Origin of the sequence: Nocardia africana NBRC 100379 (assembly GCF_001612635.1) — a bacterium.
Taxonomy (GTDB): domain Bacteria; phylum Actinomycetota; class Actinomycetes; order Mycobacteriales; family Mycobacteriaceae; genus Nocardia; species Nocardia africana.
In genome coordinates, this window is sequence record NZ_BDAV01000020.1 from 44,520 (window position 1) to 68,691 (window position 24,172).

General features: G+C 69.6%; 23 protein-coding genes. 13 read left to right on the forward strand and 10 right to left on the reverse strand.

Features of this window, described 5'->3' with window-relative positions; genetic code table 11:
• Window positions 1-56: 56 nt before the first annotated feature.
• Window positions 57-758 carry a GAF and ANTAR domain-containing protein gene (locus tag NA3_RS37200; RefSeq protein ID WP_128145295.1) on the forward strand — a complete coding sequence of 234 codons (702 nt, stop codon included), beginning with the start codon at window positions 57-59 and terminating at the stop codon, window positions 756-758.
• A gap of 44 nt (window positions 759-802) precedes the next feature.
• The gene (locus tag NA3_RS37205; RefSeq protein WP_062967500.1) at window positions 803-1,546 is read left to right on the forward strand and encodes a GAF domain-containing protein; all 744 of its coding nucleotides are present in this window, start codon (window positions 803-805) and stop codon (window positions 1,544-1,546) included.
• A 33-nt stretch (window positions 1,547-1,579) separates the two neighbouring features.
• Here the strand turns inward: NA3_RS37205 and NA3_RS30365 are convergent, their stop codons facing one another.
• The 4 genes from NA3_RS30365 to NA3_RS30380 all read right to left on the reverse strand — a co-directional run bounded on the left by NA3_RS30365 (window position 1,580) and on the right by NA3_RS30380 (window position 4,784).
• Complete coding sequence (locus NA3_RS30365) at window positions 1,580-1,984, reverse strand: DUF302 domain-containing protein (protein ID WP_062967502.1); 405 nt, start codon at window positions 1,982-1,984, stop codon at window positions 1,580-1,582.
• Between the two features lie 29 nt (window positions 1,985-2,013).
• Complete coding sequence (locus NA3_RS30370) at window positions 2,014-2,256, reverse strand: YgaP family membrane protein (protein WP_062967504.1); 243 nt, start codon at window positions 2,254-2,256, stop codon at window positions 2,014-2,016.
• A 36-nt stretch (window positions 2,257-2,292) separates the two neighbouring features.
• Window positions 2,293-2,562: a metal-sensitive transcriptional regulator gene (locus NA3_RS30375; RefSeq protein WP_030516394.1), complete on the reverse strand. Its 270-nt coding sequence runs from the start codon at window positions 2,560-2,562 to the stop codon at window positions 2,293-2,295.
• Window positions 2,563-2,630: 68 nt separating this feature from the next.
• Complete coding sequence (locus tag NA3_RS30380; protein ID WP_062967506.1) at window positions 2,631-4,784, reverse strand: MMPL family transporter; 2,154 nt, start codon at window positions 4,782-4,784, stop codon at window positions 2,631-2,633.
• Window positions 4,785-4,914: 130 nt separating this feature from the next.
• Between NA3_RS30380 and NA3_RS30385 the strand changes: the two genes are divergently transcribed.
• The 6 genes from NA3_RS30385 (at window position 4,915) to NA3_RS30410 (ending at window position 9,335) form a co-directional block, all read left to right on the forward strand.
• The gene (locus tag NA3_RS30385) at window positions 4,915-5,532 is read left to right on the forward strand and encodes a mycothiol-dependent nitroreductase Rv2466c family protein (RefSeq protein WP_062967655.1); all 618 of its coding nucleotides are present in this window, start codon (window positions 4,915-4,917) and stop codon (window positions 5,530-5,532) included.
• A 90-nt stretch (window positions 5,533-5,622) separates the two neighbouring features.
• A complete protein-coding gene (locus NA3_RS30390; protein WP_062967508.1) occupies window positions 5,623-6,444 on the forward strand; it encodes a sigma 54 modulation/S30EA ribosomal C-terminal domain-containing protein in 822 nt (273 codons plus the stop codon).
• Window positions 6,445-6,547: 103 nt separating this feature from the next.
• Window positions 6,548-7,057, forward strand: coding sequence for a pyridoxamine 5'-phosphate oxidase family protein (locus NA3_RS30395; protein WP_267887411.1), 510 nt, complete (start codon window positions 6,548-6,550; stop codon window positions 7,055-7,057).
• Window positions 7,041-7,502 carry a DUF2267 domain-containing protein gene (locus NA3_RS30400; RefSeq protein WP_062967510.1) on the forward strand — a complete coding sequence of 154 codons (462 nt, stop codon included), beginning with the start codon at window positions 7,041-7,043 and terminating at the stop codon, window positions 7,500-7,502. The genes NA3_RS30395 and NA3_RS30400 overlap by 17 nt, the downstream gene beginning before the upstream one ends.
• A gap of 99 nt (window positions 7,503-7,601) precedes the next feature.
• On the forward strand, window positions 7,602-8,246 hold the full coding sequence (locus NA3_RS30405; protein ID WP_030516389.1) for a response regulator: 645 nt from the start codon (window positions 7,602-7,604) through the stop codon (window positions 8,244-8,246).
• Between the two features lie 84 nt (window positions 8,247-8,330).
• The gene (locus tag NA3_RS30410) at window positions 8,331-9,335 is read left to right on the forward strand and encodes an Acg family FMN-binding oxidoreductase (protein WP_062967512.1); all 1,005 of its coding nucleotides are present in this window, start codon (window positions 8,331-8,333) and stop codon (window positions 9,333-9,335) included.
• On the opposite strand, the gene NA3_RS30415 is transcribed toward NA3_RS30410, so the two are convergent.
• Window positions 9,322-11,847 carry a cation-translocating P-type ATPase gene (locus tag NA3_RS30415; protein ID WP_062967514.1) on the reverse strand — a complete coding sequence of 842 codons (2,526 nt, stop codon included), beginning with the start codon at window positions 11,845-11,847 and terminating at the stop codon, window positions 9,322-9,324. The two genes, NA3_RS30410 and NA3_RS30415, sit on opposite strands and share 14 nt — an antisense overlap.
• A 236-nt stretch (window positions 11,848-12,083) precedes the next feature.
• Between NA3_RS30415 and NA3_RS30420 the strand changes: the two genes are divergently transcribed.
• On the forward strand, window positions 12,084-13,802 hold the full coding sequence (locus tag NA3_RS30420; RefSeq protein ID WP_062967516.1) for a GAF domain-containing sensor histidine kinase: 1,719 nt from the start codon (window positions 12,084-12,086) through the stop codon (window positions 13,800-13,802).
• A 30-nt stretch (window positions 13,803-13,832) separates the two neighbouring features.
• Here the strand turns inward: NA3_RS30420 and NA3_RS30425 are convergent, their stop codons facing one another.
• From NA3_RS30425 to NA3_RS30440, 4 genes are read right to left on the reverse strand one after another with little or no spacing between them, the layout of a single operon-like run.
• A complete protein-coding gene (locus tag NA3_RS30425; protein WP_062967518.1) occupies window positions 13,833-14,753 on the reverse strand; it encodes a universal stress protein in 921 nt (306 codons plus the stop codon).
• A 24-nt stretch (window positions 14,754-14,777) separates the two neighbouring features.
• A complete protein-coding gene (locus tag NA3_RS30430; RefSeq protein ID WP_062967520.1) occupies window positions 14,778-15,380 on the reverse strand; it encodes an Rv1733c family protein in 603 nt (200 codons plus the stop codon).
• Between the two features lie 4 nt (window positions 15,381-15,384).
• Window positions 15,385-16,350 (reverse strand): Acg family FMN-binding oxidoreductase, encoded by a 966-nt coding sequence (locus NA3_RS30435; protein WP_062967522.1) that lies wholly within the window; start codon window positions 16,348-16,350, stop codon window positions 15,385-15,387.
• Window positions 16,347-17,108, reverse strand: coding sequence for an SDR family NAD(P)-dependent oxidoreductase (locus NA3_RS30440; RefSeq protein ID WP_062967524.1), 762 nt, complete (start codon window positions 17,106-17,108; stop codon window positions 16,347-16,349). The genes NA3_RS30435 and NA3_RS30440 overlap by 4 nt, the downstream gene beginning before the upstream one ends.
• A gap of 255 nt (window positions 17,109-17,363) precedes the next feature.
• Between NA3_RS30440 and NA3_RS30445 the strand changes: the two genes are divergently transcribed.
• Genes NA3_RS30445 through NA3_RS30460 form a run of 4 tightly spaced genes read left to right on the forward strand, consistent with a single transcriptional unit; the run spans window position 17,364 to window position 20,013 of the window.
• The gene (locus NA3_RS30445; RefSeq protein ID WP_062967526.1) at window positions 17,364-17,774 is read left to right on the forward strand and encodes a hypothetical protein; all 411 of its coding nucleotides are present in this window, start codon (window positions 17,364-17,366) and stop codon (window positions 17,772-17,774) included.
• A 46-nt stretch (window positions 17,775-17,820) separates the two neighbouring features.
• Complete coding sequence (locus NA3_RS30450) at window positions 17,821-18,771, forward strand: universal stress protein (protein ID WP_062967528.1); 951 nt, start codon at window positions 17,821-17,823, stop codon at window positions 18,769-18,771.
• Window positions 18,758-19,441 carry a hypothetical protein gene (locus NA3_RS30455; protein WP_062967530.1) on the forward strand — a complete coding sequence of 228 codons (684 nt, stop codon included), beginning with the start codon at window positions 18,758-18,760 and terminating at the stop codon, window positions 19,439-19,441. The genes NA3_RS30450 and NA3_RS30455 overlap by 14 nt, the downstream gene beginning before the upstream one ends.
• Entirely contained in the window at window positions 19,438-20,013 is a 576-nt protein-coding gene (locus tag NA3_RS30460) for a hypothetical protein (RefSeq protein ID WP_174561125.1), read from the forward strand. Before NA3_RS30455 ends, NA3_RS30460 begins: the two co-directional genes overlap by 4 nt.
• Before the next feature lie 95 nt (window positions 20,014-20,108).
• Here the strand turns inward: NA3_RS30460 and otsB are convergent, their stop codons facing one another.
• On the reverse strand, window positions 20,109-24,080 hold the full coding sequence (gene otsB / locus NA3_RS30465) for a trehalose-phosphatase (RefSeq protein WP_227995168.1): 3,972 nt from the start codon (window positions 24,078-24,080) through the stop codon (window positions 20,109-20,111).
• Window positions 24,081-24,172: the final 92 nt, after the last annotated feature.

Sequence of the window (24,172 nt, forward strand, 5' to 3'; positions counted from 1 at the left end):
CCCGGAAGCTTCGATTCGTCAGCGCGAACAGTGTGGTGGAGAGCCAGGAAGTACCAGTGGACGAGCGATCGGGGGGCCGGCTGGAGGCGGCGGTGGCCGCGATCGGCCGCCCGCGCCGCGCCGACGATTGGGGATACCAAGTCTGTGTGGCATGCCGCGACGTGCTGGTGGGGGTCGATTCGGCCGCGGTCGCACTGCATTCCGCCGGCGCGGTCGTCGAGGTGATCGGTTGCAGCGATGCGGTCGCCGAACAGATCGAGGACGTCCAGATGGTGCTCGGCGAAGGTCCCGGTTTCACGGCGTTCATCACCGGGCACACGGTGCGCGCGAGTGCGGGGACGCGAGATTTCGAGCGGTGGCCCATGTATGCGAACGAGGTGGCCCGGCTCGGTTTGTGCGCGGTCGTCGCATTACCTCTGCGGGTCGGCGGCATGCGGATCGGCGCCCTGGACCTGTATCGATGCGACCCCGGCTATGTGCCCGCGCGCGCCGAGATCGACGCGGCGTTGCTCGCCGATCTGATCAGTTACACCCTGCTGGAAGGTCTCGTGGCGCAGGAGCCGGGAGGGGTGCCGATCGCGACCACACATCGCGACGTGAATATGGCGACCGGAATGGTCGCCGCGCGGATGGGCATCGCGCTGGACGAGGCGTTTCTGCGCCTGCGGGCGTTCGCCTTCGCGACGAACAGTCCGCTGCTCGACGTGGCGCGCAGTGTCCTGGAACGACGCGTCGATCTCGACGGAGCGAGCGAATGACCGGTGACTCCCCACCCCCGCGACAGGATCGTAAGCTTACGCCTGTGACCGAGCAGAGCGCCGCGGTGCAACGGCTGGTCCGCCCGCTGGCGCGGATCACCGCCGACCTGGTCCGCGACGCCCGCTTCGCGGACACGCTGCCGATGGTCACCCGCCTGTGCTCCGACGTGCTGAACGCGGCCGCCACGGCGGTGGTCGTCGTAGACCCGCGCCGCGTCGTCCGGGTCCTCACGGCACCCGAGGAGCACCGGGATCTGGTCCGGCTGCTCGAAGATCACACCGGCGACGGCCCGTGGAGCCGCAGTATGTCGTCGATGCGGATGGTCGCCGTCGAGAACGTCGCCGACGACGACACGTGGCCGGCCCTGTGCCGGGATGCGCCGGCCGTCGGTTACCGGGCGATCTGCGCGGCGCCCATGATGTTGGGCACCCGGCCGGTCGGCAGTCTGGCGCTGTTCTACAGCGAGCCCACGGAATTCGGCGAGGACCACTGCGCGGTGGTGCAGACGGTGGCCGATCTGACGACTCTGTCCCTGTGCCAGGACAGCGACGAGGCCCGATCGGACATGCTGGCCGGGCGCGTTCTCGCCGCCTTCGACGACCGCGTGCGGTACGAGCACGCCGTCGGCATCGCGGCCGGACGGCTGGATATCGATACCGACCGTGCCGCCGCTCTGCTCCGAGCACACGCCCGCCGGCACGAGATGGCCCTGACGACGCTGTCGCGCAGCATCACGAACGGGACCTTCGATTGGTCCGTTCTGGACCCGTCGCTCCGAGACTTCTGATCGTCCGAGTGCGTGGTCGCCGAGCGGACGCCGTCAGGCCGCGGTGAGAGCGTCGATGGCGCCGCGGAGTTTCGCTGCGGCCTCGGTCGCGATCGGTTGCAGTTCGGCTTCGCCGGTGACCTGCACCATGACCTCGGGATCCATCGCTTCGACGATGACGGCGCCCGCGTCGTCGGGGTCACGTCGCACGATCACGTTGCAGGGCAACAACAATCCGATGCGGCGGTCGACGCCGACCGCGCGATGTGCCAGCGGCGGGTTGCACGCCCCGAGGATGAGATAGTCCTCCATGTCCTCGCCGAGTTTGGCCTTCAGGGTCGCGGCCATATCGATCTCGGTCAGCACTCCGAAACCCTGCTCGGCCAGTGCGGCCCGCGTCCGTTCCACGGCGTCGTCGAAGCGGTCGGTGTGCAGTGTGGTGGAAATCGCCAGATTCATGGTCGCCCACTTTCCTTTCGATGGTGGGGTCAGGTTCGTGAGACGGCGCAGCCGGCGGTGGCCGGCAGGCCCAGCCGCCGCAGCAGCAGGGTCGCCGGGCACCAGCCCGCCACGCCGTACAGCAGCAGATTCGCGCCGACGAGCCCGGTGAGAACGAGCCACCAGCCCGACCATGCCGCGGCCGCGACCACACTGATCAGCACGATGGTGCCGGCCAGCAGCGGTACGACGCGGGCGATGGACCAGCCTTGGTGGCGAGGTAGGTTCGGCATGCGTTCACTTCCGGATCGGTTGGGCGCCTTCGCGTTTCAGGCGAGGGCGAGAAACAGTTTCTCGAGTTCGGCTTCGCTCATCGGTTCGGCGCCGTCGGCGCTCTCGCCGGTGAGGCATTCGCGCAGGCCGGTCGCGACGATCTTGAATCCGGCCCGGTCCAGGGCCCGCGATACCGCCGCGAGCTGGGTGACGACGTCCTTGCAGTCGCGTCCCTGCTCGATCATGGCGATCACACCGCCCAGTTGCCCCTGGGCGCGGCGCAACCGGTTGAGTACCTGTGCGATCGTTTCCTCGTTGCCGACCATGGCTAGTCCGTCCTCTCGTCGCCTACCCCTCCAGCATACCCCTGGGGGTATGCTGGAGGGTTGTGGTGTCAGTCATGCGCGAAGCTGATCGACGGCAGTATCCGGCGCAACCATCGTGGTGATGCCCAGGCGCGATGCCCGGTCAGCCGCAACAGGACCGGCAGCAACACCAGTCGCACCGCGGCGGCGTCCAGCAGCACGGCCACACCGAGGATGATGCCCATCTCCTTCGGCGGCAGCGGATCGGCCAGCGAGAAGGTGAAGAACACCGCCACCATGACCGCCGCGGCGGCGAAGATCACCCGGCCCGAATGGGCCAGTCCGTCCACCAGGGCGTGACTCGGATCGCCGGAGCGCTCGTAGTGCTCCTTCGCCGTCGCCAGCAGGAATACCGTGTAGTCCATCGCGATGGCGAAGATCATCGCGAAGAAGAACACCGGGCCCCAGCCGTCGAGGAATCCCTGCGGGGTGAAACCGAGCAGTCCCGCGCCGTGCCCGTCCTGGAAGATCAGTTTCGCCACTCCGAACGCCGCCGCGGTCGACAGCAGACTCACCACCGTCCCCAGCGCCGCGATCAGCGGAGCCTGCAACGCCACCAGCAGCAGGGCGAAGCCGAGCACCAGGATGATTCCCACGATGATCGGGAAGTAGTGGTTCAGGGCGTGTTGCAGATCCAGATTCTCCGCGGGCGCACCGCCGACCAGCGCTCCGGCCGGTAGCCGGTCTCGCAGGTGATCGAGGATCGTGCTCATCCGCGCGTCGGACGGGTCGACGTTCGGCAGCGCCTGCATCATCGCCAGCCCGCTGCCGTCGCGGGCGAGTTGCGGCGGGGTGACCATCGCGATGCCCTCGACCGACGAGGCGGCATCGGCCACCGCGCCGGATTCCGTTGCGGGCGCGATGATCTGCAACATCCCGGGAGCACCTTCGCCCATCTGCGCCTGCACCAGTTCGTAACCCTGACGAACCGGCGCGTCCGAGGGCACGACCTGGATCGACGGCATCGCGACCTTCAATCCGGTCACCGGGATCGCCAGCGCGACCAGGACCAGCAGTGCGGCGATCGCGAACGGCCACGGACGGTCGTGCAGAATCCGGCCCCAAGCCGCGAACCGCGGTGAGCGGTGATGCTGGCGGCCGATCCGAGGCAGCGACCCGGCATTGATCCGGTTGCCCAGCGCTCCCAGCGCCGCGGGCAACAGGGTCAGCGTCGCCAGCAGCACGAACGCCACGGCGAACATGATCCCGACGGCCATCGTCCGCACCGCGGGAGCCGGCACGATCAGCACGGCGGACAAGCTCACCAGCACCGTGAGCCCGGACAGCACCACGGCCTTGCCCGCCGTGCTCATGGTCTCGGCGACCGCCGCGCGTGGATCGGAACTCGCCGCGAGCGCGCCGCGGAAACGGGCGACGATGAACAGGGCGTAGTCGATTCCCAGCGCCAGGGCGAACATCATCGCGAAGTTCATGGCCCACACCGAAATCGGCGTCACGTGGTTGAGCAGCACCAGCCCACCGGCCGAGGCGATCAAGCCGGCCAGGGTGAGCAGCAACGGCAGTCCGGCCGCCACCAGCGATCCGAAGGCGACCACCATGATGGCGAGGGTCACCGGCCAGGAGAACATCTCGGCCTTCAGCATCGCATCGTGATTGGCCTTGTTGAAGTCGCTCCACAGCGCCGACGCGCCGGTGGGATAGACCTCGATTCCGTTGCCGGACAACGCCGTCAGCGCCTCCTTGTGGGCATCGACCGCCTTCACCATGTCATCGGTCGAGGCCGCGGCGCCGGCGATGAGGATGCCGGTGTGCCCGTCGGGGCTGATCGACATCCCCGGCTGGGGCGCCACCACCTCGCCGAATCGGGAATCCCCGGCGAAGATCGCGGTCATCCGGCCGAGCACCGATTGCACGTCGGGACTCTCGACGGTCCGGGTGTCGGAGTGCACCACGACCTGCACCGCCGCCGACGAATTGCCGCCGAAGTGCTGTTGCGCCAGCTCGCGCACCCGCACCGAATCCGACCCGTTCGCCTGCCAGCCGGCGCCCGCGAGGGAATTGAACACGCTCGGCGCCGCGGCGCCGAGCGCCACCAGCACCAGCAGCCACACCCCGAACACGATCCGGGTGTGGCCGGCCATGGCGGCCCCCAGTCTGCCCAGCATCCCGCCGGGGCCCCGCGTGGTGGCCGCCGGCGGTGACACAACCTGCGATTCGGTCATCACGCCTCCCTTCGATACCCCAGGGGGTATATTTCGTATAGCGGCCAACATACCCCAGGGGGTATACAGGACGCAAAGGTGCGCTCGACCACACGCGGGTACACCGGCCATGGATGCGAAAGGAGACGACATGACGGATATAGCCCTGTACGTGGACCCGGTCTGCCCGTTCAGCTGGGTGACCGCCCGCTGGCTGCAGACGGCGGCCGCGGACGCCGGTGCTCGCGTCACCCTGCGGCAGATGAGTCTCGCCGTCCTCAACGAGGGGCACGAGGTAGACGCCGATCACCGCCCGATGCTCGAGCGATCCCGGCGGATCGGGCGGGTCTTCGCTGCCGCGACGCGACTGTACGGCGTCGAGGGGTTCACCCGGCTGTATCGCGAGTTCGGCACCGTGGCGCACACGCGCCGGGAATCGATCACCGACGAGACGATGCGAACCCTGCTCACCCGCGCCGGCATGGACCCCACCCTGGCCGCCGACGCGGAGGACATGACTCTGGACGAGTCCGTCGCCGACGCGCATCGACATAGCCAGCAGGCGCTCGGAGCCCGGAACGGGAGCCCCATCGTCGTGATCGACGGCCGCGGATTCTCCGGGCCGGTCCTGACGAAGATTCCCGACCCACAGCAGGGGAAGCAACTGTTCGAGGCGTTGGTCACACTGGCCTCCACTCCGGCGTTCGCGGCGGTGCAGAGTCCGTACTCCGGGCCGCCGGACACCACCGAACCCGCCGCCGGCGCCTGACAGCGCGGACGAACACGAGGCGGGCCGGTGACCTTCGGCCCTGTCCCGAGCGCCGGTGATGCGGTGGTATCGACGCGAAGGAGCGTGACCATGAACTTCGCGAGCACCGCGCCGGACGCTCGGGACGGCACCGCACGCCGCACCGAATCCGACGACCAGGGCCCCCGGTACGACCTGCCCATTGTCGACATCCGGCTCGGTGACCGAGTCCCCAGCATGTTCGGCGAGTACGCGCGGCGGCGCATCGGCGACGCCGCGCGCAATGCACCGTCACCGGTGGCGTCGATCCGAGTCCGCCTGGCCGACCACCGCGAGTCGGCGCTGGCGAATCCGTTCGTGGCACAGGCGGACATCGTCGCCGCGCGCCCGTTGCGAGTGCAGGTGACGGGTGCGACGGCGCGCGTCGCGGTGGATCTGCTGCAGACGCGGACACGCGCTCGGCTGCGCATGCCGATCGGCGGTGCAGCGGCACCGCGGCAGCGATGTGAACCACCGGCCGCCACACTGCTCTACCTCCGCCCGGTCGCGCAACGGAAGATCGTGCGCACCAAGTGTTTTCATCTGCTCGACCGCACCGCGGCGGAGGCCGCGGCCGATATGGCGCTGATGGATTACGACTTCTGGCTGTTCATCGAATCCGGCGCGAATACCGAGAGCGTGCTCGCGCGTACCACCAGCGGTCACTATCGGTTGACCCGGCTCGACGAGCGCGCGGTGCCCGCCGACGCGGCGAATCTGCCGCTCACCGTCGACGAGGCCCCGGCCCCCGTTCTGGACCGTGCGGAGGCCCTGACCCGGCTGCAGCTGAGCGGTTCACCGTTCCTCTTCTACCGTGATCGCGAACTCGACCGCGGCTGCGTGTTTTATCACCGCTACGACGGTCACTACGGATTCATCACCTCGCGGCGATGATCCGCGAAGGCCTCGCAGTGGTGGACCTTCGCCCCTACCGGCACCGCCCGCGCGGTGGTGGCATGGACAGACCGGATGCTCAGCTCCCGAGAGGTACCGCATCGTGATACCGCCCGACCGCACCGACGACGGCGCACCCGCCTCCACGGTCGCCCTCGACCGTGCCGAGGCGATGCGGCTGCTGGCCGGAATCGCTTACGGCCGAGTTGTTTTCACCCGCGACGCATTGCCGGCCATTCGCCCGGTCAACCATTTCGTCGAAGCCGACGGGCGCGTCGTGGTACGGACCCGGCTCACGTCCCGGCTCACCTCGGCGATCCGCGCGGATGCCGGCGTGGTCGTCGCCTACGAAGCCGACGAGATCGACCCCGGCACCCACACCGGCTGGTCGGTCGTGGTGACCGGTCTGGCGCGCCCGGTCGCCGATCCGCACCGCGTCGCGCGATACGAGCGACTGCTGCGCCCGTGGATCGCGGCGACCATGGATACGGTCGTCGAGATCGAACCCACCATCGTGACCGGTATCCGTCTCGTCGGCGCACCGGATATCCCCGGACCGCCGGCGCCACCGACCCTCTCGCCGAAAGCCGACAACCATGACCTATCACGATGATCCGTTCGCGCCCGCTCTGAACACCGCCCACACGTGGTTGCGAACCGTCGCCGACCGGCTGGCCACCGAGGACCGCACCTTCGCGTTGCGTGCGCTGCGCGCCTGGCTGCATACCGTGCGTGACCGCCTCGACGTTCCCGTGGCCGCGCATTTCAGCGCTCAACTGCCCGAATTGCTGCGCGGCATCTTCTACGAGGGCTGGGTGCCCGCCCATGTGCCGGTGCACCACGACGTCACCTCCTTCGTCGAGGCCTTCGCCCGGGAGGCGGGCGTGTCCGCCGACGAGGCGGTGGCGTTGATCGGCGCGGTGACGATCGCGCTGTCCGATGTGTTCTCCCCGGGACACCTCGACCACGTCCTCGCGGTGGTGCCGGAGCCGCTGCGCGCGGTGATGCTCGGCAGCGAACTCAACGGGACGGCCGCGACGGTCCCCGGCGACGCGTAGGTCCAGCAACCAGGAAAGGGACTTTCGTCCATGCCGAGGCACCGATCCGGACGATTATGGTGAGTACATTCATCGCTACTCCGATTGGACGCACTCGCCATGATCAAGGTGTTCCTGGTCGACGACCACGAAATCGTCCGTCGCGGGCTGAGCGATCTGCTCGACGGCGACCCGGAGTTGTCGGTCGTCGGCGAGGCGGGTTCGGTATCCCAGGCCCTCGCTCGCATCCCCGCGCTGCGCCCCGATGTCGCGGTGCTCGATGTCCGCCTGCCCGACGGAAACGGCATAGAACTGTGCCGGGAGCTGCTGTCCAAGGTCGACGGCCTGCGCTGCCTGATCCTCACCTCCTTCACCGACGAGCACGCGATGCTCGACGCGATTCTGGCCGGTGCCAGCGGTTATGTGGTCAAGGACATCAAAGGCATGGAGCTGGCCCGTGCCGTGAAGGACGTCGGCGCCGGTAAATCACTGCTGGACAACCGCGCCGCCGCCGCACTGATGGAGCAGTTGCGCCACGGCACCGAGCCCGACGGTCCGCTGGCGACGCTGACCGAGCAGGAACGCAAACTGCTCGATCTGCTCGGCGAGGGCCTCACCAATCGCGAGATCGCCGACCGCATGTTCCTCGCAGAGAAGACCGTCAAGAACTACGTCTCGCGGCTGCTGGCCAAACTCGGCATGCAGCGCCGCACCCAGGCGGCCGTCTACGCCACCAAACTGCATTCGAGGACTCCGGCGGAGTAGCCCGGCGCGCCGGTGACCATCGGCCCCACTTGCCGGGATCAACGCCCGTATTCGGATCGCCTCGTGGTTGTGAGACTGAACACCATGACCACGGCAAAGCACTCGACAATCGTCGACACGCCCGACGACCGGACGGTCGCGGCAGTGGTCGAGCTGGCGCAGCGAGCACCCTCGGTCCACAACACTCAACCCTGGCGCTGGACATTCGACCGGCATCGGCTGCTCCTGTACTCCGATCCCGATCGCGTCCTGCCCGGCGCCGATCCGCACGGCCGCGAGCAGGTGATCAGCTGCGGCACGGTGCTACACCACGCCCGGACGGCGCTCGCCGCCCGCGACTGGCATACCGATATCCTGCGGATGCCCGATCCGCAGCGGCCGGACCTCATGGCGATCCTGGACTTCCGTCCCTGGTCCGATCCACCGAACGGAATCCCGCACCGCGCGGCGGCCATCACCCACCGATACACCGACCGGCTGCCGATGGACGCGCCGAGGCACTGGGAGCACATGGCGCCGAGGCTGCGCGGTCTCGTCACCCCGCACGGGCTCGATTTCCACGAATTCGCCGACGACATCCGTGCCCGGGTGGCCGCGATCTCGCGCGCCGCCTCGGAGGCTCGCCGCGACGACTGGATGTATCAGGACGAATTACATTGGTGGGCAGGAAATTTCGAGGCATCCGAGGGTGTTCCGGCCAGCGGTCTGATCTCCGACGCCGAACTCGCGCGAGTCGATGTGGCCCGAGCGTTCCCCGCGGGCCCGCATTCGGAGCGCCGGCCCGGTCGTCTCGATCACGCCCGGCTCGTCGCGATCAGCTCTCCGGAGGATTCGCGAGAGTACTGGCTCCGAGCCGGCGAGGCGCTGTCGGCGGTGCTGCTCGAATGCACCGCCGCCGGATTGGGAACCTGCCCGGTCACCCACATCACGGAGGTGCCGGCGGGTCGCCGGGCCCTCGCCGCGCTGCTGCCCCATCAGGATTTCCCACAGGTCCTGGTCCGCATCGGCAACTCGCCGACGGACGAACCGAGCCCGCCCTCGACCCCGCGCCGCCCCGTCGACGAGGTTCTGACGATCACCGGCCGGTGACGCCACTCCGGCTGGAACCGGCGCCGGCTTCACGCTCCGATCCCGGGTGCAGGAAACGATCCATCCGGACGGCGGCGTACCCGAACACCGAGAGTCCGCTGACCACCAGCAGATCGGTGAAGCTCAGCGCCTCGGTCTCCAGCAACCGCTGCAAGAGCGGCACATACACCGCGGCGACCTGCAGCGCGAACGAGACCGCGATCGCCACCGGCAACAGCGGATTGGCCGTCGACCACGGGCGCGTGCGCGACCCCAGCGCCACACCGAGCTGGGTCACCCCCAAGGTGAAGAACGCCATCGTCTGCCAGGGCCGATCGGTGTGGTGGGCCCACACCGCCACCGCGAGCGTGACCACCGTGAGCACGAACGCGATGCGCGGAATCCGCTGCCACAGGCCCGCGCCGAGAATGCTCTGCGCGGGCGGGCGCGGCGCGCGCCGCATGATCGCCGGGTCGGCCGGTTCACCGCCGAGGGCGACCCCGGTGAGGCCGTGGGTGAGCAGATTGACCCACAGGATCTGGGCCGCCAGCAGCGGCAGCGCGAGTCCGAACAGCGGGCCGAACAGCATGACCGCGATTTCCGTCGCCCCACCGGAGAGGCCGTAGATCAGGAACCGCCGGATATTGGCGTAGACGCGACGGCCCTCTTCGACGGCGACCACCAGCGTGTCCAGGTTGTCGTCGGCCAAGACCAGGTCCGCGGCCTGCCGCGCCACCTCGGTCCCGCGCCCGCCCATCGCCACGCCGATATCGGCGCGCCGCAGCGCCGGCCCGTCGTTGACCCCGTCCCCCGTCATCGCGACGATCTGGCCGCCGGCCTGCAGCGTGGTGATGATGTCGAGTTTGCGGTCGGGTGTCGCCCGCGCGAACACCGCGGCGCTGCCCAGTTCGGCGTCGCTCGCGCCCCGCGCGTCGACGGCGGCCTCGCCCCGCGCCAGAATGCCCAGGCCGGTGGCGACGGCTGCGGCGGTGCCGGGATGATCGCCGGTGATCAGGATGGGACGGATCCCGGCGCGGCGACAGGCCGCCACCGTCGCGGCGGCCTCCTCCCGCGGCGGATCCAGAATCGCGACCAGGCCGAGCAGGTGCAGGTCGTGCTCGGGATCCTCGCCGGGGGCATCCGGAGAATCCGCCGCGGCGACCGCCAGCACTCGATACCCCTGACCGGCGAACGCGGCCGCATGGTCGAGCGCCTCGGCACGCAGCGCCGGGCCGGCATCGACCAGTGCCTCGCGCACAACGGCTTCCGGTGCGCCCTTGCACACGGTGCGGTAGGTCCCGTCCGGTAGGCGGTGCACGGTCGTCATGCGCTTGCGATCGCTGTCGAACGGCAGTTCCGAGACGCGCGGCGATCGACTTCGCAACTCCCGCTCATCGATGCCGGCATCGGTTGCGGCACAGAGCAATGCGGCTTCGGTCGGGTCGCCCAGCACCGCTGTCTCGTCCGTCCCGGAGGTGGGTGCGACGAACTGCGCGTCGTTGCACAACACACCGGCCGCCAGCAGTTCGACCACCGCCGGATCGTCCCGTGACAACCGCGGCGCCACCGTCCAGATATCTCCGACGACCATCCGGCCCTCGGTGAGCGTTCCCGTCTTGTCGGTCGCCAGTACGGTGACCGAACCCAGCGTCTCGACCGCGGGCAGCGTCCGGACCAGAGCGCGGTGGGCCGCCATGCGGCGCGCGCCCAGCGCCAGTCCGAGGGTGACCACCGCCGGCAGCGATTCCGGAACCGCCGCCACGGCGAGACTGATCGCGGTCACCAGCATCAGTTCCAGCGGTTGATGACGAACCATTCCCAGCGCGAACACCACCACGCACAGCACGACCGTGACCGCCGCCAGCAGGCGCCCGATGTCGACCAGACGCCGTTGCAGCGGTGTCGGACCGGTCCGGCGGTCCAGCAGTCCGGCGATGCGGCCGGTGGCGCTGGCGGCACCGATCGCGGTGACCACCGCGGTGCCCCGGCCCTTGACGACGACGGTGCCGGCCGACAGGTCGTGGTCTCCGTCCACGGATTTGTCGACCGGCAGCGATTCCCCGGTCAACGCCGACTCGTCGACCATCAAGGCGGCGGCCTCGACGACCGTCGCGTCCGCGGCGACGATGTCCCCCTCCCCGAGCACGACGACATCGCCCACCACCACCTCGGCCGCCGGTATCCGCCGTTGCTCGCGATCACGGATCACCCGTGCCGTCGGCGCGGTCAGTTGCTCCAGCGCCGAGATGGCTTGCTGGGCACGGATCTCCTGGCCGACGCCGACCGCGGTGTTGACCACGATGACCAGCGCGATGACCGCCGTATCGGTCCAGTCCCCGGTCGCCACCGTGAGGGCCACGGCGACCAGCAGCACCAGGATCAGCGGGTCCCGCAACTGCCGCAGTACCCGTCGCCACCACGGCGCCGGCGGCCGCCGCGGCACGGTGTTGGCGCCGTCGCGAGCCCGCCGCCGAGCCGCTTCGGCCGACGACAGGCCCTCCGGCAGTGTCCGCGTCACGTAGGAACCGGTCATCGTGCGACACCTTTCCGGCCGGATCTGTCGTAGGAGGTCGGCATAGTTCGACGGTCCACCTCGCGGTCCTGGCCGGCCAGGGCCTTTCGGCGGCCGTCGAAACGACCTTCGTCGCAGCGGCTTCCACCCGTCGACCGGCGGATATCTGTCGCGGCACACGCGGGGGCGGTAGGCTTTGCGCAAGCGTAAACACCGACGTTTCGCGTTACTCGGACAGTGGGAACGGACTGACGACAATGCCCGATGATCAGCGAGCCGGTACCTATTCGGTGCGCGACACCCTCTCGCAACTGCGGTTGCGCGAACTGCTCGCCGAGGTGCGCGATCGGGTCGACGAGATCATGGACTCCCGAGACCGGATGGACGGTCTGGTCGAGGCCATGTTGTCGGTCACCGCGGGACTCGACCTGGCCGAAACGCTGCGCACCATCGTGCACGCCGCGATCAATCTGGTCGACGCGCAGTACGGTGCGCTGGGGGTGCGCGGCCACGACGAACACCTGCAGCAGTTCATCTACGAGGGCATCGACGAACCGACCCGCAAGCGCATCGGCGATCTGCCCGAGGGCCACGGCGTGCTGGGCATGCTGTTCACCCAGCCCAAACCGATCCGGCTCGAAGACCTCGCGAAGCACCCGTCGTCGGTCGGATTCCCCGCCCACCACCCGCCGATGCGCACGTTCCTCGGGGTTCCGGTGCACATCCGCAACGAGATCTTCGGCAATCTGTATCTCACCGAGAAGGCCGGCGGTCAGCAGTTCACCGAGGACGACGAGCTGATCGTGCAGGCGCTCGCCGCCGCCGCGGGCATCGCCATCGAGAACGCCCGGCTGTACGAGGCCGCCCGCAACCGGCAGGCCTGGATCGAGGCCACCCGCGATCTGACCACGGAATTCCTCGCCGCCGACGAGCCCGGCCGGGTGCTGGCACATCTGGTCGACCATGTGCGGGTCCTCACCGGATCGGAGTGGGTGCTGCTCGCCACGGTTACCGACCCGGACGTGCCGGCGGAGGAGATCACCGAGTTGGTCGTCGAGCAGGCCGCGGGCGAACGAGCCGACGTCGCCGGACATTCCCTCGACGTCACCGGCACCATCGGGAGGGCCTTCGCGGACCGCAAACCGCTGCGCTTCGACGATGTGAGCGACCTCGACTTCGCCGCGCTGTTCCCCACCGGCGGGCCGGTGCTGCTGGTCCCGCTGCATACCCGCGACGCCCCGCAGGGCATCCTCATCGCGGTCCGCGCGAAGGACACCGCACCCTACGACGACGAGATGCTGGAATTGACCGCCGCCTTCGCCGATCAGGCGGCGCTGGCCATGCAGCTGGCCGCCACGCAGCAGCGATTGCGCGAACTCGACGTGCTCACCGACCGCGATCGGATCGCCCGGGATCTGCACGATCACGTCATCCAGAGGTTGTTCGCGATCGGTCTGTCGCTGCAGGGCGCGGTGCCCCGCACCCGCGTTCCCGAGGTCAAGGTCCGGCTCACCGAAGCGATCGACGGATTGCAGGATGTGGTCCAGGAGATTCGCACCTCCATCTTCGATCTGCACGGCGGCACCAGCACGCGCTTGCGCCAGCGCCTCGAGGAGGCGATCCGCCAGCAGTGCGGCGACACCCCGATCCGCAGCTCGCTGCGGGTGGCCGGACCGCTCTCGGTGGTGAGTTCGCAGCTGGCCGATCACGCGGAAGCCGTTGTGCGCGAAGCGGTCAGCAACGCGGTCCGCTACGCCGGCGCCGCGATGCTGGAGGTCGTGATCGGTGTCGGCGACGACTTGACGATCACCGTCACCGACGACGGTTGCGGCATCGGCGACAACATCACCCCCAGCGGCCTGACCAACCTCGCCGAGCGCGCGCGTTCGCTCGGCGGCACCTTCCGCACCGAGCCCGGCGCGGCGGGCTCGCAACGACCGGGTACCCGCCTGGAGTGGTCGGCTCCGCTGAGCTGACCACCCGGGCGACTGCTACCGAACCCGCTGTCACGCGGTCTTTCCGGCCGGTTGGCGGACCACGGTGATCGGACATTCCACCGAATGCGCCAAGGCCGCGCTGGTGGAGCCGAGGAGCATTCCGGTGAATCCGCCGCGGCCGTGGCTGCCGACGACCACCAGCTGTGCGTTCTCCGACGCATCGAGCAGGGAGCGCACCGGCCGGTCGAGCACCATTTCGCGGCGCACCTTCACATCCGGATACCGTTCGGAGTATCCGGCCAGGGTCTCGGCCAGCACCGCGTCCTCGGATTCCCGGATCGCGTCCCAGCCGACGATCGCCGGATCGAGGCCGCTGCTGCGGTCGCTCCACGCGTGCAGCACCACCAGCCCCACGTTGCGCCGCGACGCCTCCTCGAAGGCGAGTTCGAGTGCCGGCACGCTGTTCGCTGTGCCGTCGACGCCGACGAGAATCGGCTTCACCGCCGTGACGGCATCCGTCGCCGAGATCGAATGCACCACGGTCACCGGGCAATTCGCGTGCCGGATGAGCGCGGAGGACACCGACCCCAGCAGGCCGCGCCGGATGGCGCCCAGGCCGCGGCTACCCACCACGATCCCCTGCGCCTGATCGGACTGTGCGATCAGATGTCCGATGATCGCGTCGGTGGTGATCTCGGTGGTAATCACCGGCGCACGGTCCGGTGTCGCGGCACGGGCGATGCGGGCGGCCTCGACGAGGACGCGTTCGGCGTCCACGCGCAGCCAGCTCATATCGTCCTCGGTGAGGATCGGTGCGGGACCCAGCCCGCCCGCGACCGAGATCGACGTGACCAGATGCAGGCGGCAGTCGCGCACCGCGGCGTCGGCGGCGGCCCAGGCGGCCGCGTGGTAACCGACGGCGGAGCCGTCGACCGCGGCGACGATCGGCGGATCGGTGTGCCGCTGCGGTACGGCGGAGTGCTCGGTCATGATGTTCTCCTCGTGAATCGGGTTTTACGGAGTTCCGATGGGGCGGCTGATCTGTCGCCATTCGCGGGCCCAGCCGGCACGATGCCGGATACCGAATGCCCAGGCCGTCAGCCATACCAATGCCGCTGTGGCGAAACAGATTTCGACGAAGGTGGCCATTCCCAGCCCGACCCCGCGCATCGCGGCGGTGTCGGCGGGCAGCGGCGCGGCGGTCGGGCGCCCGTCGGGCCCCAGCCACAGGGTCAGCTGCTGCCCGGGATGCGCGGATGCCGCCACCATGGTCGTGGCGTCGCCGGAACGACCCTCGTGCGTCCACCGCACCGTGGCCTCGTATCGATCGGCGGAGACGTCCGTCGATGTCGCCGTCGTGCGAACCGGATCGGTGACGATCATGGCGGCGACCGCCGTCTTCGCCGCATTCTCCTCGCGGATCTGCACGGCGGCATCGGTGTAGCGGGCGGTGCCCATCGCCGCGCAGATCGGCACCGCGGCGAGAACCGCCACGACGGCCAGGATCCGGATGACGGCCTCGATCCGGTCCGACGGCCGCATCAGCCGGTTCGCCGCCCACGGACCCGTGCGCCACGTGCGCAGTGCCAACGACGGATACCGCGTCATGTCGGTCATCTCCTCACAGCCGGGTCACGACGTCGTCGAGCGGTCGTCGCGGCGTCGGTGAGAGCGGGGAACCGGTTGCGGCCCAGCCGGTTCGGACGATCATCTGCGGATATCCGCTGTCGTCGAGAAGGTCGTTGCGCAGCTCCGCGCGCACCTCCGGGATTTCGAGTGGTTCGCTGAGCGGGCAGGTCGCCAACCCGAATGTGGTCGCGGCCAGCAGGACCGCGCTGGTCGCCTCCCCGGCGCGCAGCCGGCTCACCGTGTCGTCGCCCGCGGTGTAGAGCACGAGCATGTGATCGGCGTCGGCGATATCGCGTACCACCGCCTCCGGCAGCCGGGGATCGGCGAACGGCCGGGCCGACGCGTCGGTCGCGGCGACCGCACTGCGGGCCGGAACGCCCTCGGGGGCCGCGTGATGGCCGCTCCAGCGCGCCAATTCGGCGCGGTAGGAGGCGTCGGAGTTGTGTACCGCAGCGGCGCGTTCGAAGGCGTGCAGCAACCGCACCCGGTCACCGTCGGCGACCACATCGCGGACCAGCACGCCGTTCGCCGCCGCGGCGGCCGACAAGGCGCCCACGTGGATGTCGGGCACCTCCCAGGAGGTGTAGTGGCGGCGGTCGCTGCGCCGCAACGGAATCGCGCGGGAGAGGCCGACCGCCTCGGCCGTCGCCGGAGCGGGCCGGAATTCCACGGCCGCCAGGTGCTCCGGCACGGCCGGGTTCGGCACTCGGTGCACCACCGTCGCCCAGCCCAGCGCCGCGGCCGCCACCCGCAGATGATGCAGTGCCGCACCACAACTCACGATCAGATCGCGCTGGTCGGGGTCGGTCTGCCGCAATTGCCGGGTGGTGTCGGCGTAGAGCTGCACGGTGTCGTCGCCGATGCGCCACAGCCACGGCTGGCTGTTGTGCACGGAGGGGGCGCGCACCGCCAGCTCCACCGCCGTCATCAGGGTGTCGTAATCCGGATGTCTCGTCATGATCGGTCTCCTACCGCGGCAGGCAGATTCAGCACCTGACCGGACGTGGCGCCGCCGTCCACCACGAATTCCGATCCGGTGGAGAACGTCGCCTCGGCGACGACGAACCGGACCATGGCGGCGACTTCTTCGGGCTCCCCGAAACGCGCCAACGGTTGTGCGGCGGTGACGGATTCGTCCATGCCGGCGGTCATCGCCGTGCGAATCGGGCCGGGATGCACCGAGCAGACCCGGATATTCGACGGTCCCCATTCGAGCGCCGCCGCCTTGGTCAGCCCGCGCAATCCCCATTTGCTGGCCACGTAGGCGCCCACACCCGCGTACCCCATCAGGCCGGCGGTCGAGGAGATGTTGACCACCACTCCGCCGCCGGCTTCGCGCAGGCGCGGACCGGCCAGGTGCATGCCGAGCCACGAGCCGTACAGGTTCACATCCAGGACGTGGCGGAACATGGTGGGTGGCTCGGTGTCCATGCCGCCGAAATCGACGATGCCGGCGTTGTTCACCAGGACCGCCAGCGGGCCGAACGTGGCTTCGGCGTCGGCGATCACCCGCTGCCAGGCGTCCTCGTCGGCGACGTCGAGGCGGCGGAAGATCGCCCCGGCGCCCACGGCGGCCGCTGTGGCGGTGCCGTCGCGTTCGAGGAGATCGGCGATCACCACGCCGAGCCCCTCCTTGGCGAGCGCGACCGCCACGGCGGCGCCGATGCCTCGTGCGCCGCCGGTGACGATCGCACTGCGACCACTGAACGTGCCCATTGTCTGTCGCCCCTTTCACTGGTGCGGTATCGCACTCAGCATCGCGCCCCGGCAGCGGGCGGGGCATGGCCGAAAGTCACCGGAACGCCGAGTCTTCGGACAGTCGTGATCGCCGGGCCGTCGTCGTGCCGGCCGGATCCGTCGCCGTCATCGGCGGTTGGTCGCCGAATCACCCGAGTCCGGTGGACCCTCGGGACGGTAGTGCGGGACCAAAGGCCCTGGCGGCCCTTCCCCGGTGTCGGGAAAGGTCGGGGTATGGCAGGAATCACTCTCGGCGACGGCGTCGGACGCTCGCACGTATTGCTGGCCGCGTCCGCGGGTGTGGTCACGGCGAGTGTCGTCGCGCTCGGGGTCGCGCTGAGCGTCGGCCTTCCGGTGAGCGCGCCACTGGGGAGCGCACCGGCCGGGAACGGCGTAGCGGCCGGCGCTGTGGCCTTCGCACTGGTCGTGGGAATACCGATGACGATCACCGCGGGCGGCGCTCTCGCCGGTGATCGGCGCGTCGCCACGGCCGCGGTGACCAGCGGCTTGCTGCTGATCTGCTGGTTGCTCGCCGAGATGGCCGTGGTCCGCACGCTGGACTGGGCGCAGCCGCTGTATCTCGTCCTCGGCATCGTCGTCGCCGGCCTGGGACTACATATCAAAACCGAGGAGATCGCATCATGACCGGCGTATGTGCGCGGCGGATCGATCAGCGTGAAAGGAAATACCGATGAGTTCTCAGTATGCGGACGATGCGCACCACCTCGTCTCCGCCCCGATCGTGGTCGGGGTCGACGGGTCGGCCGGTGCCCGCACCGCGCTGTTGTGGGCGGCCGAGGTCGCCCGCGATCGAGGACGCGACCTGCGCATCGCCTACGGGCTCGACCTGCCGAGCGCCAGCCGGGTTTTCAACAACTACGACCTGTCCGAGCCGGCGGTACTGGAACGCCTGCGCGCCCACGGCGCCGCCCTGGTCGCCCGCGAGGTGCTCGCCGTCCGCGACACCCTGCCCGAGGTCCAGGTCAGCACGGAGGTCTCCTCCGAGCATCCGGCGCGGATGCTGTTGCGGCACAGCACTACCGGCTATCTGGTGGTCCTCGGCGCACAGGGCGCCGGCGGTTTCGGCACCCACCTCGGTTCGATTCTGCTGTCGGTCACCAGTCGTGCCGAAGGCCCGGTCGTGGTGGTGCGCACCGAGTCCGAGCAGCACCCGCGACCGCGCGAGACCGGCCCGGTGGTGGTCGGCGTCGACGGCAGCCCGCTCAGCGAGGGCGCGGTGGCGGCCGCGTTCGAGGAGGCCGCCGAGCGCGGCGCCGAACTGGTGGCCGTGCACGCGTGGAGCGATCTGACGTTCGGCTCGTTCGTCGGCGACCCGTACACCTGGTTCCCGATGTCGGATATCGAGGTGAACGAGGAAGCGATCCTCGCGGAACGACTGGCCGGCTGGCAGGAGAAGTATCCGGACGTCTCGGTGCGCCGGCACATCAGCATGGCCGAACCCGCGGCCCATCTGCAGCGGTGGAGCGAATCCGCCCAGCTCATCGTGGTCGGCAGCCACGGCCGCGGCAGCTTCCGGGGGCTGCTGCTGGGCTCGGTGTCCAATTCCCTTGTCCAGCATGCGAAATGCCCCGTCATGGTGGTGCGTTCGGCCGAGGAGAGGCAGGCACATGACAAGGACTGACCACGCGGCCGCCCGCCGCGGCGCCGCAGCCGCGGTCGGCGTCGCCTCGTTTCTGGGCGGGCTGGCCACCGGCTACCGGCTCTTCGCCCGCCGGTGGTGTCTGAACTGGGGCGCGACCGAGGAGGAGGTGCGCCGGCGCATGCCGGGCGACGACCTGCTGCTGCTTCCCGACATGCTCTCGACCCGGGCGATCACGATCGAGGCCGATCCCGCCGCGGTCTGGCCCTGGCTCGTGCAGTTCGGGCCGCAACGCGGCGGAATCTACAGCTACGACTGGATCGACCGGCTCCTCGGCGTCGACGTGCACAGCGCCCGGTCGATCCTGCCCCGGTTCCAGGACCTCGCCGTCGGTGACGTCGTCACGGTGAACTCCGGCAGCACCCCGTCCCGGGTGGCGGTGCTCGAGCCCGAGCGAACGCTGGTATTCCGCACCGACGACGGGAACTGGATCTGGGAATTCGGGCTGTATCCCTGCCCGGAGGGCACCCGCCTGGTGAGCCGCAACCGGATCGCGACTCCCGGCGCCTCGGCCGTCCTGCGGCTGTTCAACACCTTCTTCCTGGAACCCGGCAGTCTGGTGATGGAGCAGAAAATGTTGCGCGGCATCAAAGAACGCGCCGAAGCGCACCGCGTCGCCGAACCCGTCCGGATCGGGAGCGCGGCGCCGTGACCACCACCGGCACACCGGCACCACTGCCGATCGCGCCGGCGTTCCTCGCGGTCGGCCGGTGCGCGGTCATGACCGCCGGCCTGCTGGCACGCCACCGCGTCCACTACCCGGCCGAGAATGTGGGAACGTGGCTGAGTTTCGGCGACGGAACGTCGGCCTACGTCTTCCGGGAAACCGTGGTCGACCGCATCCCGTCGCCCGAACCGTGTGTGCTGCTGGTGTGTTTCCAGTTGCGGGGCGTGCGCGGACGCGGGCATGCGTGGTTCCGTCGCGAGAGCATCCTCAACACCGTGCTCTTCGCCGGATTCCCGGGGCTGATCAGCAAGTTGTGGCTGGCGCACGATCAACGCGGCGTATACCGGGGGCTCTACGAATGGGACGGGGCGGCCTCCGCCGAGGCCTATGCCCGCGCGCTGTGGCGGGTGCTCGCCCCGGTCAGTGTCCCGGGCTCGATCGATTATCGAGTGCTGCCCGGCCTGCGCCGCCGCGACCTGCCGGTGGCGGTCACGGGCCACGCCGCCGGTGGCACGGAATGGTGGCGGGTCACCGAATTCGGTTCGGCCGCAGCGTAATCGGGCTTAGCGCAGTCTGGCTCAGCGTAATCGGGCTCAGCACGATTCGAAGCACGGCGCGGCGAACCTCCGCGGACGGTGCGGCCTTCACGCCGTCAGTGTTCGTCGACGGCCGGCAGCGTGGCGCTCTCCCCCGTCGACAGCACGACGGTGCGGCCGCGGCATTCGATCGTGATCGACCGCGCCCCGTCGGTGTCGGAGGTGATGTCGATTCGCCGGGCGTCGATGCGCACGGTCAGGCGGTGGCCGTGGTAGATGATCGCGAAGGTCAGGGTGCCCAGCTCGGGTGGCCAGCACGGCGCGAAGATCAGGCGGTCGTCGCGGGTTTCGAGTCCGGTGAAGCAGCGCTGCACCAGATCGATACTGCCCGCCATAGCGCCCAGGTGAATCCCCTCGGCCGTGGTGCCGCCCTGAATATCGGCGATATCGGATTCCAGGACGCTGGCGAAGAATTCCATCGCGCGGTCCCGGTTCGCCCGGGCCAGCACCCAGGCGTGCACGACGGCACTCAGGGTCGAGCCGTGCGAGGTGCGGGCGAGGTAGTAGTCGACGGTGCGCGGGATGTCCGCACCGCCGAAATCGTAGCCGAGCCCGGCGAACAACCGTCCCAGCTCGTCGGCCGAGAACAGGTAGAACAGCATCAGGACATCGGCCTGCTTGGCCACCCGATACCGGTCGACGTCGTCGCCTTCGGCCTCGAGGATGCGGTCGAGCCGGCTCGTATCGCCGTAGCGGCGCCGGTAGTCGTCCCAGTCCAGTTCCGCCAGCCGGTCATATCCGGCGAACTGGCTGATCACCCCGTCGTGGAAGGGCACGAACATGCGATCGGCCACCTCGGCCCAGCGCTCCGATTCGACGGCCGGCACCGCGAGGCGGTCCAGCAGTTCCGACCGCACGCGCGGCGGCAGCAGTGCGACCGTGTCCAGCGCGCGCCGGATGACCCACACCGCCATGACGTTGGTGTAGGCGTTGTCGTCGATCCCCTGGTAGGGCTGCCCGGGATAGCCGGAATGAAATTCGTCGGGTCCGATGACACCGCGGATGTGATACCGGTCGTCGGCGGGGTCGTAGGTGGCGCGATCGGACCAGAATCGGGCGATCTCCACCAGCAGCTCGGCGCCGAACTCGGCGAGGAACGCCCGGTCTCCGGTCGCCTGGTAGTAGTGCCACACGTTGTAGGCCACCGCCGGACCGGCATGCTGGGCCCGCGCGCTGGCATCCGGATTCCAGTGTCCCGAACGAGGATTCAGATGCAGGCGCTGACTCTCCTCCCGTCCGTCGCTGCCGGATTGCCAGGGGAACAGGGCGCCGCGGCAGCCCTGTGCGCGGGCCGCGGCGCGTGCCTGCGGCAGGCGGCGATAGCGGTACCGCAACAGTTCTCGCGTCAGCGCCGGATCGCGCAGGCTCACCACCGGCAGGACGAACAATTCGTCCCAGAACACGTGCCCGCGATACGCCTCGCCGTGCAAGCCACGCGCCGGCACCCCGGCGTCGAGGTCGGCGGTGTGGCGGGACAGCGTCTGCGCCACATGCAGAACGTGCAGTCGCAGTGCTCGCACCGATTCCTCACTGGCGTCCAGATCGATGCGCAGGCGCCGCCACACGTGCTCCCAGGCGTCGGCGTGCGCGGCGCACAGCGCGTCGTAGCCCGGTGCCTCGTCGAGCAGGCGCAGGGCGGCTTCGTCGGGTGCGGAGATGGCGCGGTCGCGGCCGGTGAACACCGCCGCCGTCTTGTCGACGACGATGTCGCGACCGGACTCGGCGCGCACGACGAAATCGTGGCCGGCCGCGCCGTCGGTGAGCGCGGAGCCTGCCGTCTCCTGCGCTTCCGATGTCACGGTGGTCCGCGTGGCCACCGCCACGGTGACCAGCGACTGCGTGGTCCGCATCAGCGCGGACACGGTGTGGGCGTCCGGAGTATCGACGCGCAGTTCACTCAGATGCGTCCCGGACAGGTCGCGATACCGGTCGACTCCGGTGTTGCGGACCGACGTATCGATCGCCGACCGGACGGTGAGCGGCCCGCTCCAGTTCTCGGGCGTCAGGGTGGTTCGCATCGCACACGTGTGCGGAGAGTCCATCGACGCGAAACGCTGCTGAACCACCGCGGTGATCCGGCCCGCGGTGTCGCGGCAGCGTAGCCGGCGGGTGAGCAGCGCCTGGCGCATATCGAATTGCTGTGTGTAGTCGAGCAATTCGACACCATCGACATCGAACCATTCGTCGTCGGCGGCGCACCAGGTCAGCGGAAGCCAGTTCGGCAGATTCACCAGGCTCTCGTTCTCGACGTGCCGTCCGCCGATGTCGTCGCCGAGCCGGTTGTAGATTCCCGCGACATAGGTTCCGGGATAGTGGTGGGCTCCGGCGCGCGTCTCCGGCGCGGCCGCGCGGGTGACGAGGTAGCCGTTGCCCACCGCGCACAACGCTTCGCGCAGCCGCTCGGCGGCGGGATCGTAGCCGTCGTAGGTGAGCAGCCACGACCGCCCCACCGCCCAATCGCTCTCCCCGGTCAGCAATTCGGCCATCCGCTGCAGGAATTCGCCGGCGCGGGCGGGACTGTCGAGGGCGAACCGTGCCGCGGTGCGCCGATCGCCGGTGTCGCCGTGGCGAACCACGAGCGGCACCCCGGTGACCTGGATCGCGTCGAACGCGTCCTCGTCGGTCAGATCGTCCCCGAGGTACATCGGCATCACCGGCCGGTTCACCAGATCCAGCACCCAGTGCAGGGCTCGCCCCTTGTCCCAGTCCACATCGGGACGCAATTCGGTGACCTTGCGGCCGGCGGTCACACGCAATCCCTGACCGCGGGCGATGTCGTGCACGGTGGCCACGACCGTCGACACGGCGTCGGCGGCGACCTTGCGGTGATGGACTGCGACCGCGAATCGCTTCGGCTCGATCAGCACACCGGGAATCCGGCTCAGCCGCTCGGCGAGTTCGGCCGCCGCCCGCACCAGCGCCCGCTCGGCCTTCAGGCCACCCTCGTGCACGTGTTCGGTGCCGTCGGGGGCCATCAGTTCGAAGCCGTGGCTGCCGGCGTACCAGATTCCCTCGACGCCCACGCGCCTGCGTAGATCGTCGAGTCCGCGACCGCTGATCACGGCGACGGGACACCGCGCGGCCAATGTGGCCAAGGTGGCGCGCACGCCCTCGATCGGGATCGCCGCATCGGGATCGGGCACGATTTCCGAGATCGTGCCGTCGAAATCCAGCAGCACCGCGACGTGCTCGTCCTCGACGGCGTCGGCGATCGACGGCCAGCACGCCAGCGCGTCCGCGATCTCCGAGAGGCGGCGGAAACCACTGCGCACCCGGATCTCTTCGGCGTCGGCGACCACCACATCGGCTCCGGTGCACAACAGCCGGTCCGGATCTCCGCCGCGCTCGATGCCGATGACCAGCCCGAAACCGCCGCGCCGCCCGGCGCTCACCCCGGCCTCGGCATCCTCGACCACGACCGTCCGCTCGGGTTCGGCGCCCAGCCGCTGCGTGGCCAGCACCATGGTGGCCGGATCGGGCTTGCCCGGCAGCTCGAGTTCTTCGGCCACGACACCGTCCACCCGCACGGCGAACAGATCTCCCAGCCCTGCGGCGTCGAGTACCTGAGCAGCGTTGCGGCTGGCCGAGAACACCGCGGCCCGCACCCCCGCGGCGCGCAGGCGGCGCACCAGGGCCACCGTGGTGGCGAACACCGGTACGCCCGACTCGGCGATCCGGGCGAGGAACACCTCGTCCTTGCCGTTGCCGAGTCCGCAGATCGTGCCGTCGGCCGCCGTATCCGACGGCTCGCCTCGCGGCAGTGAGATCGCCCGGGAGGCAAGGAAATCCGCGACACCGTCGTAGCGCGGCTTGCCGTCGACGTAGTCCTGGTAGTCCGAGGCGGTGAACGGGTCGCAGTTCTCGCCCGGCCCGGGTGTGCGGGCGGCGAGGAAGTCGTCGAACACCTGGGTCCACGCGGCGGCGTGGATCGATGCCGTGTCGGTGACCACGCCGTCCATATCGAAGATCACCGCGTCGTAGCGACGCGCGTCTATCACCGGCCCGGCCACCGGTTTGTCAGGGTGCACTCCCCCACCCTCCGCTCCCGAGCGGGCCCCGGCAAGGTACACAAGTCCTCACCTGCACCGCCACCGGTCCCCATCCACCGGTCGGCAGCAGC

Coding starts and splice junctions, on each gene's coding strand:
- NA3_RS30450 (WP_062967528.1), top strand. CDS start 17,821: ATGAGTTCTCAGTATGCGGACGATGCGCACCACCTCGTCTCCGCCCCG.
- NA3_RS30430 (WP_062967520.1), bottom strand. CDS start 15,380: ATGACCGACATGACGCGGTATCCGTCGTTGGCACTGCGCACGTGGCGC.
- NA3_RS30370 (WP_062967504.1), bottom strand. CDS start 2,256: ATGCCGAACCTACCTCGCCACCAAGGCTGGTCCATCGCCCGCGTCGTA.
- NA3_RS30415 (WP_062967514.1), bottom strand. CDS start 11,847: ATGACCGGTTCCTACGTGACGCGGACACTGCCGGAGGGCCTGTCGTCG.
- NA3_RS30425 (WP_062967518.1), bottom strand. CDS start 14,753: ATGACCGAGCACTCCGCCGTACCGCAGCGGCACACCGATCCGCCGATC.
- NA3_RS30390 (WP_062967508.1), top strand. CDS start 5,623: ATGAACTTCGCGAGCACCGCGCCGGACGCTCGGGACGGCACCGCACGC.
- NA3_RS30405 (WP_030516389.1), top strand. CDS start 7,602: ATGATCAAGGTGTTCCTGGTCGACGACCACGAAATCGTCCGTCGCGGG.
- NA3_RS30375 (WP_030516394.1), bottom strand. CDS start 2,562: ATGGTCGGCAACGAGGAAACGATCGCACAGGTACTCAACCGGTTGCGC.
- NA3_RS30380 (WP_062967506.1), bottom strand. CDS start 4,784: ATGACCGAATCGCAGGTTGTGTCACCGCCGGCGGCCACCACGCGGGGC.
- NA3_RS30385 (WP_062967655.1), top strand. CDS start 4,915: ATGACGGATATAGCCCTGTACGTGGACCCGGTCTGCCCGTTCAGCTGG.
- NA3_RS30435 (WP_062967522.1), bottom strand. CDS start 16,350: ATGACGAGACATCCGGATTACGACACCCTGATGACGGCGGTGGAGCTG.
- NA3_RS30365 (WP_062967502.1), bottom strand. CDS start 1,984: ATGAATCTGGCGATTTCCACCACACTGCACACCGACCGCTTCGACGAC.
- NA3_RS30420 (WP_062967516.1), top strand. CDS start 12,084: ATGCCCGATGATCAGCGAGCCGGTACCTATTCGGTGCGCGACACCCTC.
- NA3_RS30445 (WP_062967526.1), top strand. CDS start 17,364: ATGGCAGGAATCACTCTCGGCGACGGCGTCGGACGCTCGCACGTATTG.
- NA3_RS30455 (WP_062967530.1), top strand. CDS start 18,758: ATGACAAGGACTGACCACGCGGCCGCCCGCCGCGGCGCCGCAGCCGCG.
- NA3_RS30410 (WP_062967512.1), top strand. CDS start 8,331: ATGACCACGGCAAAGCACTCGACAATCGTCGACACGCCCGACGACCGG.
- NA3_RS30440 (WP_062967524.1), bottom strand. CDS start 17,108: ATGGGCACGTTCAGTGGTCGCAGTGCGATCGTCACCGGCGGCGCACGA.
- NA3_RS30400 (WP_062967510.1), top strand. CDS start 7,041: ATGACCTATCACGATGATCCGTTCGCGCCCGCTCTGAACACCGCCCAC.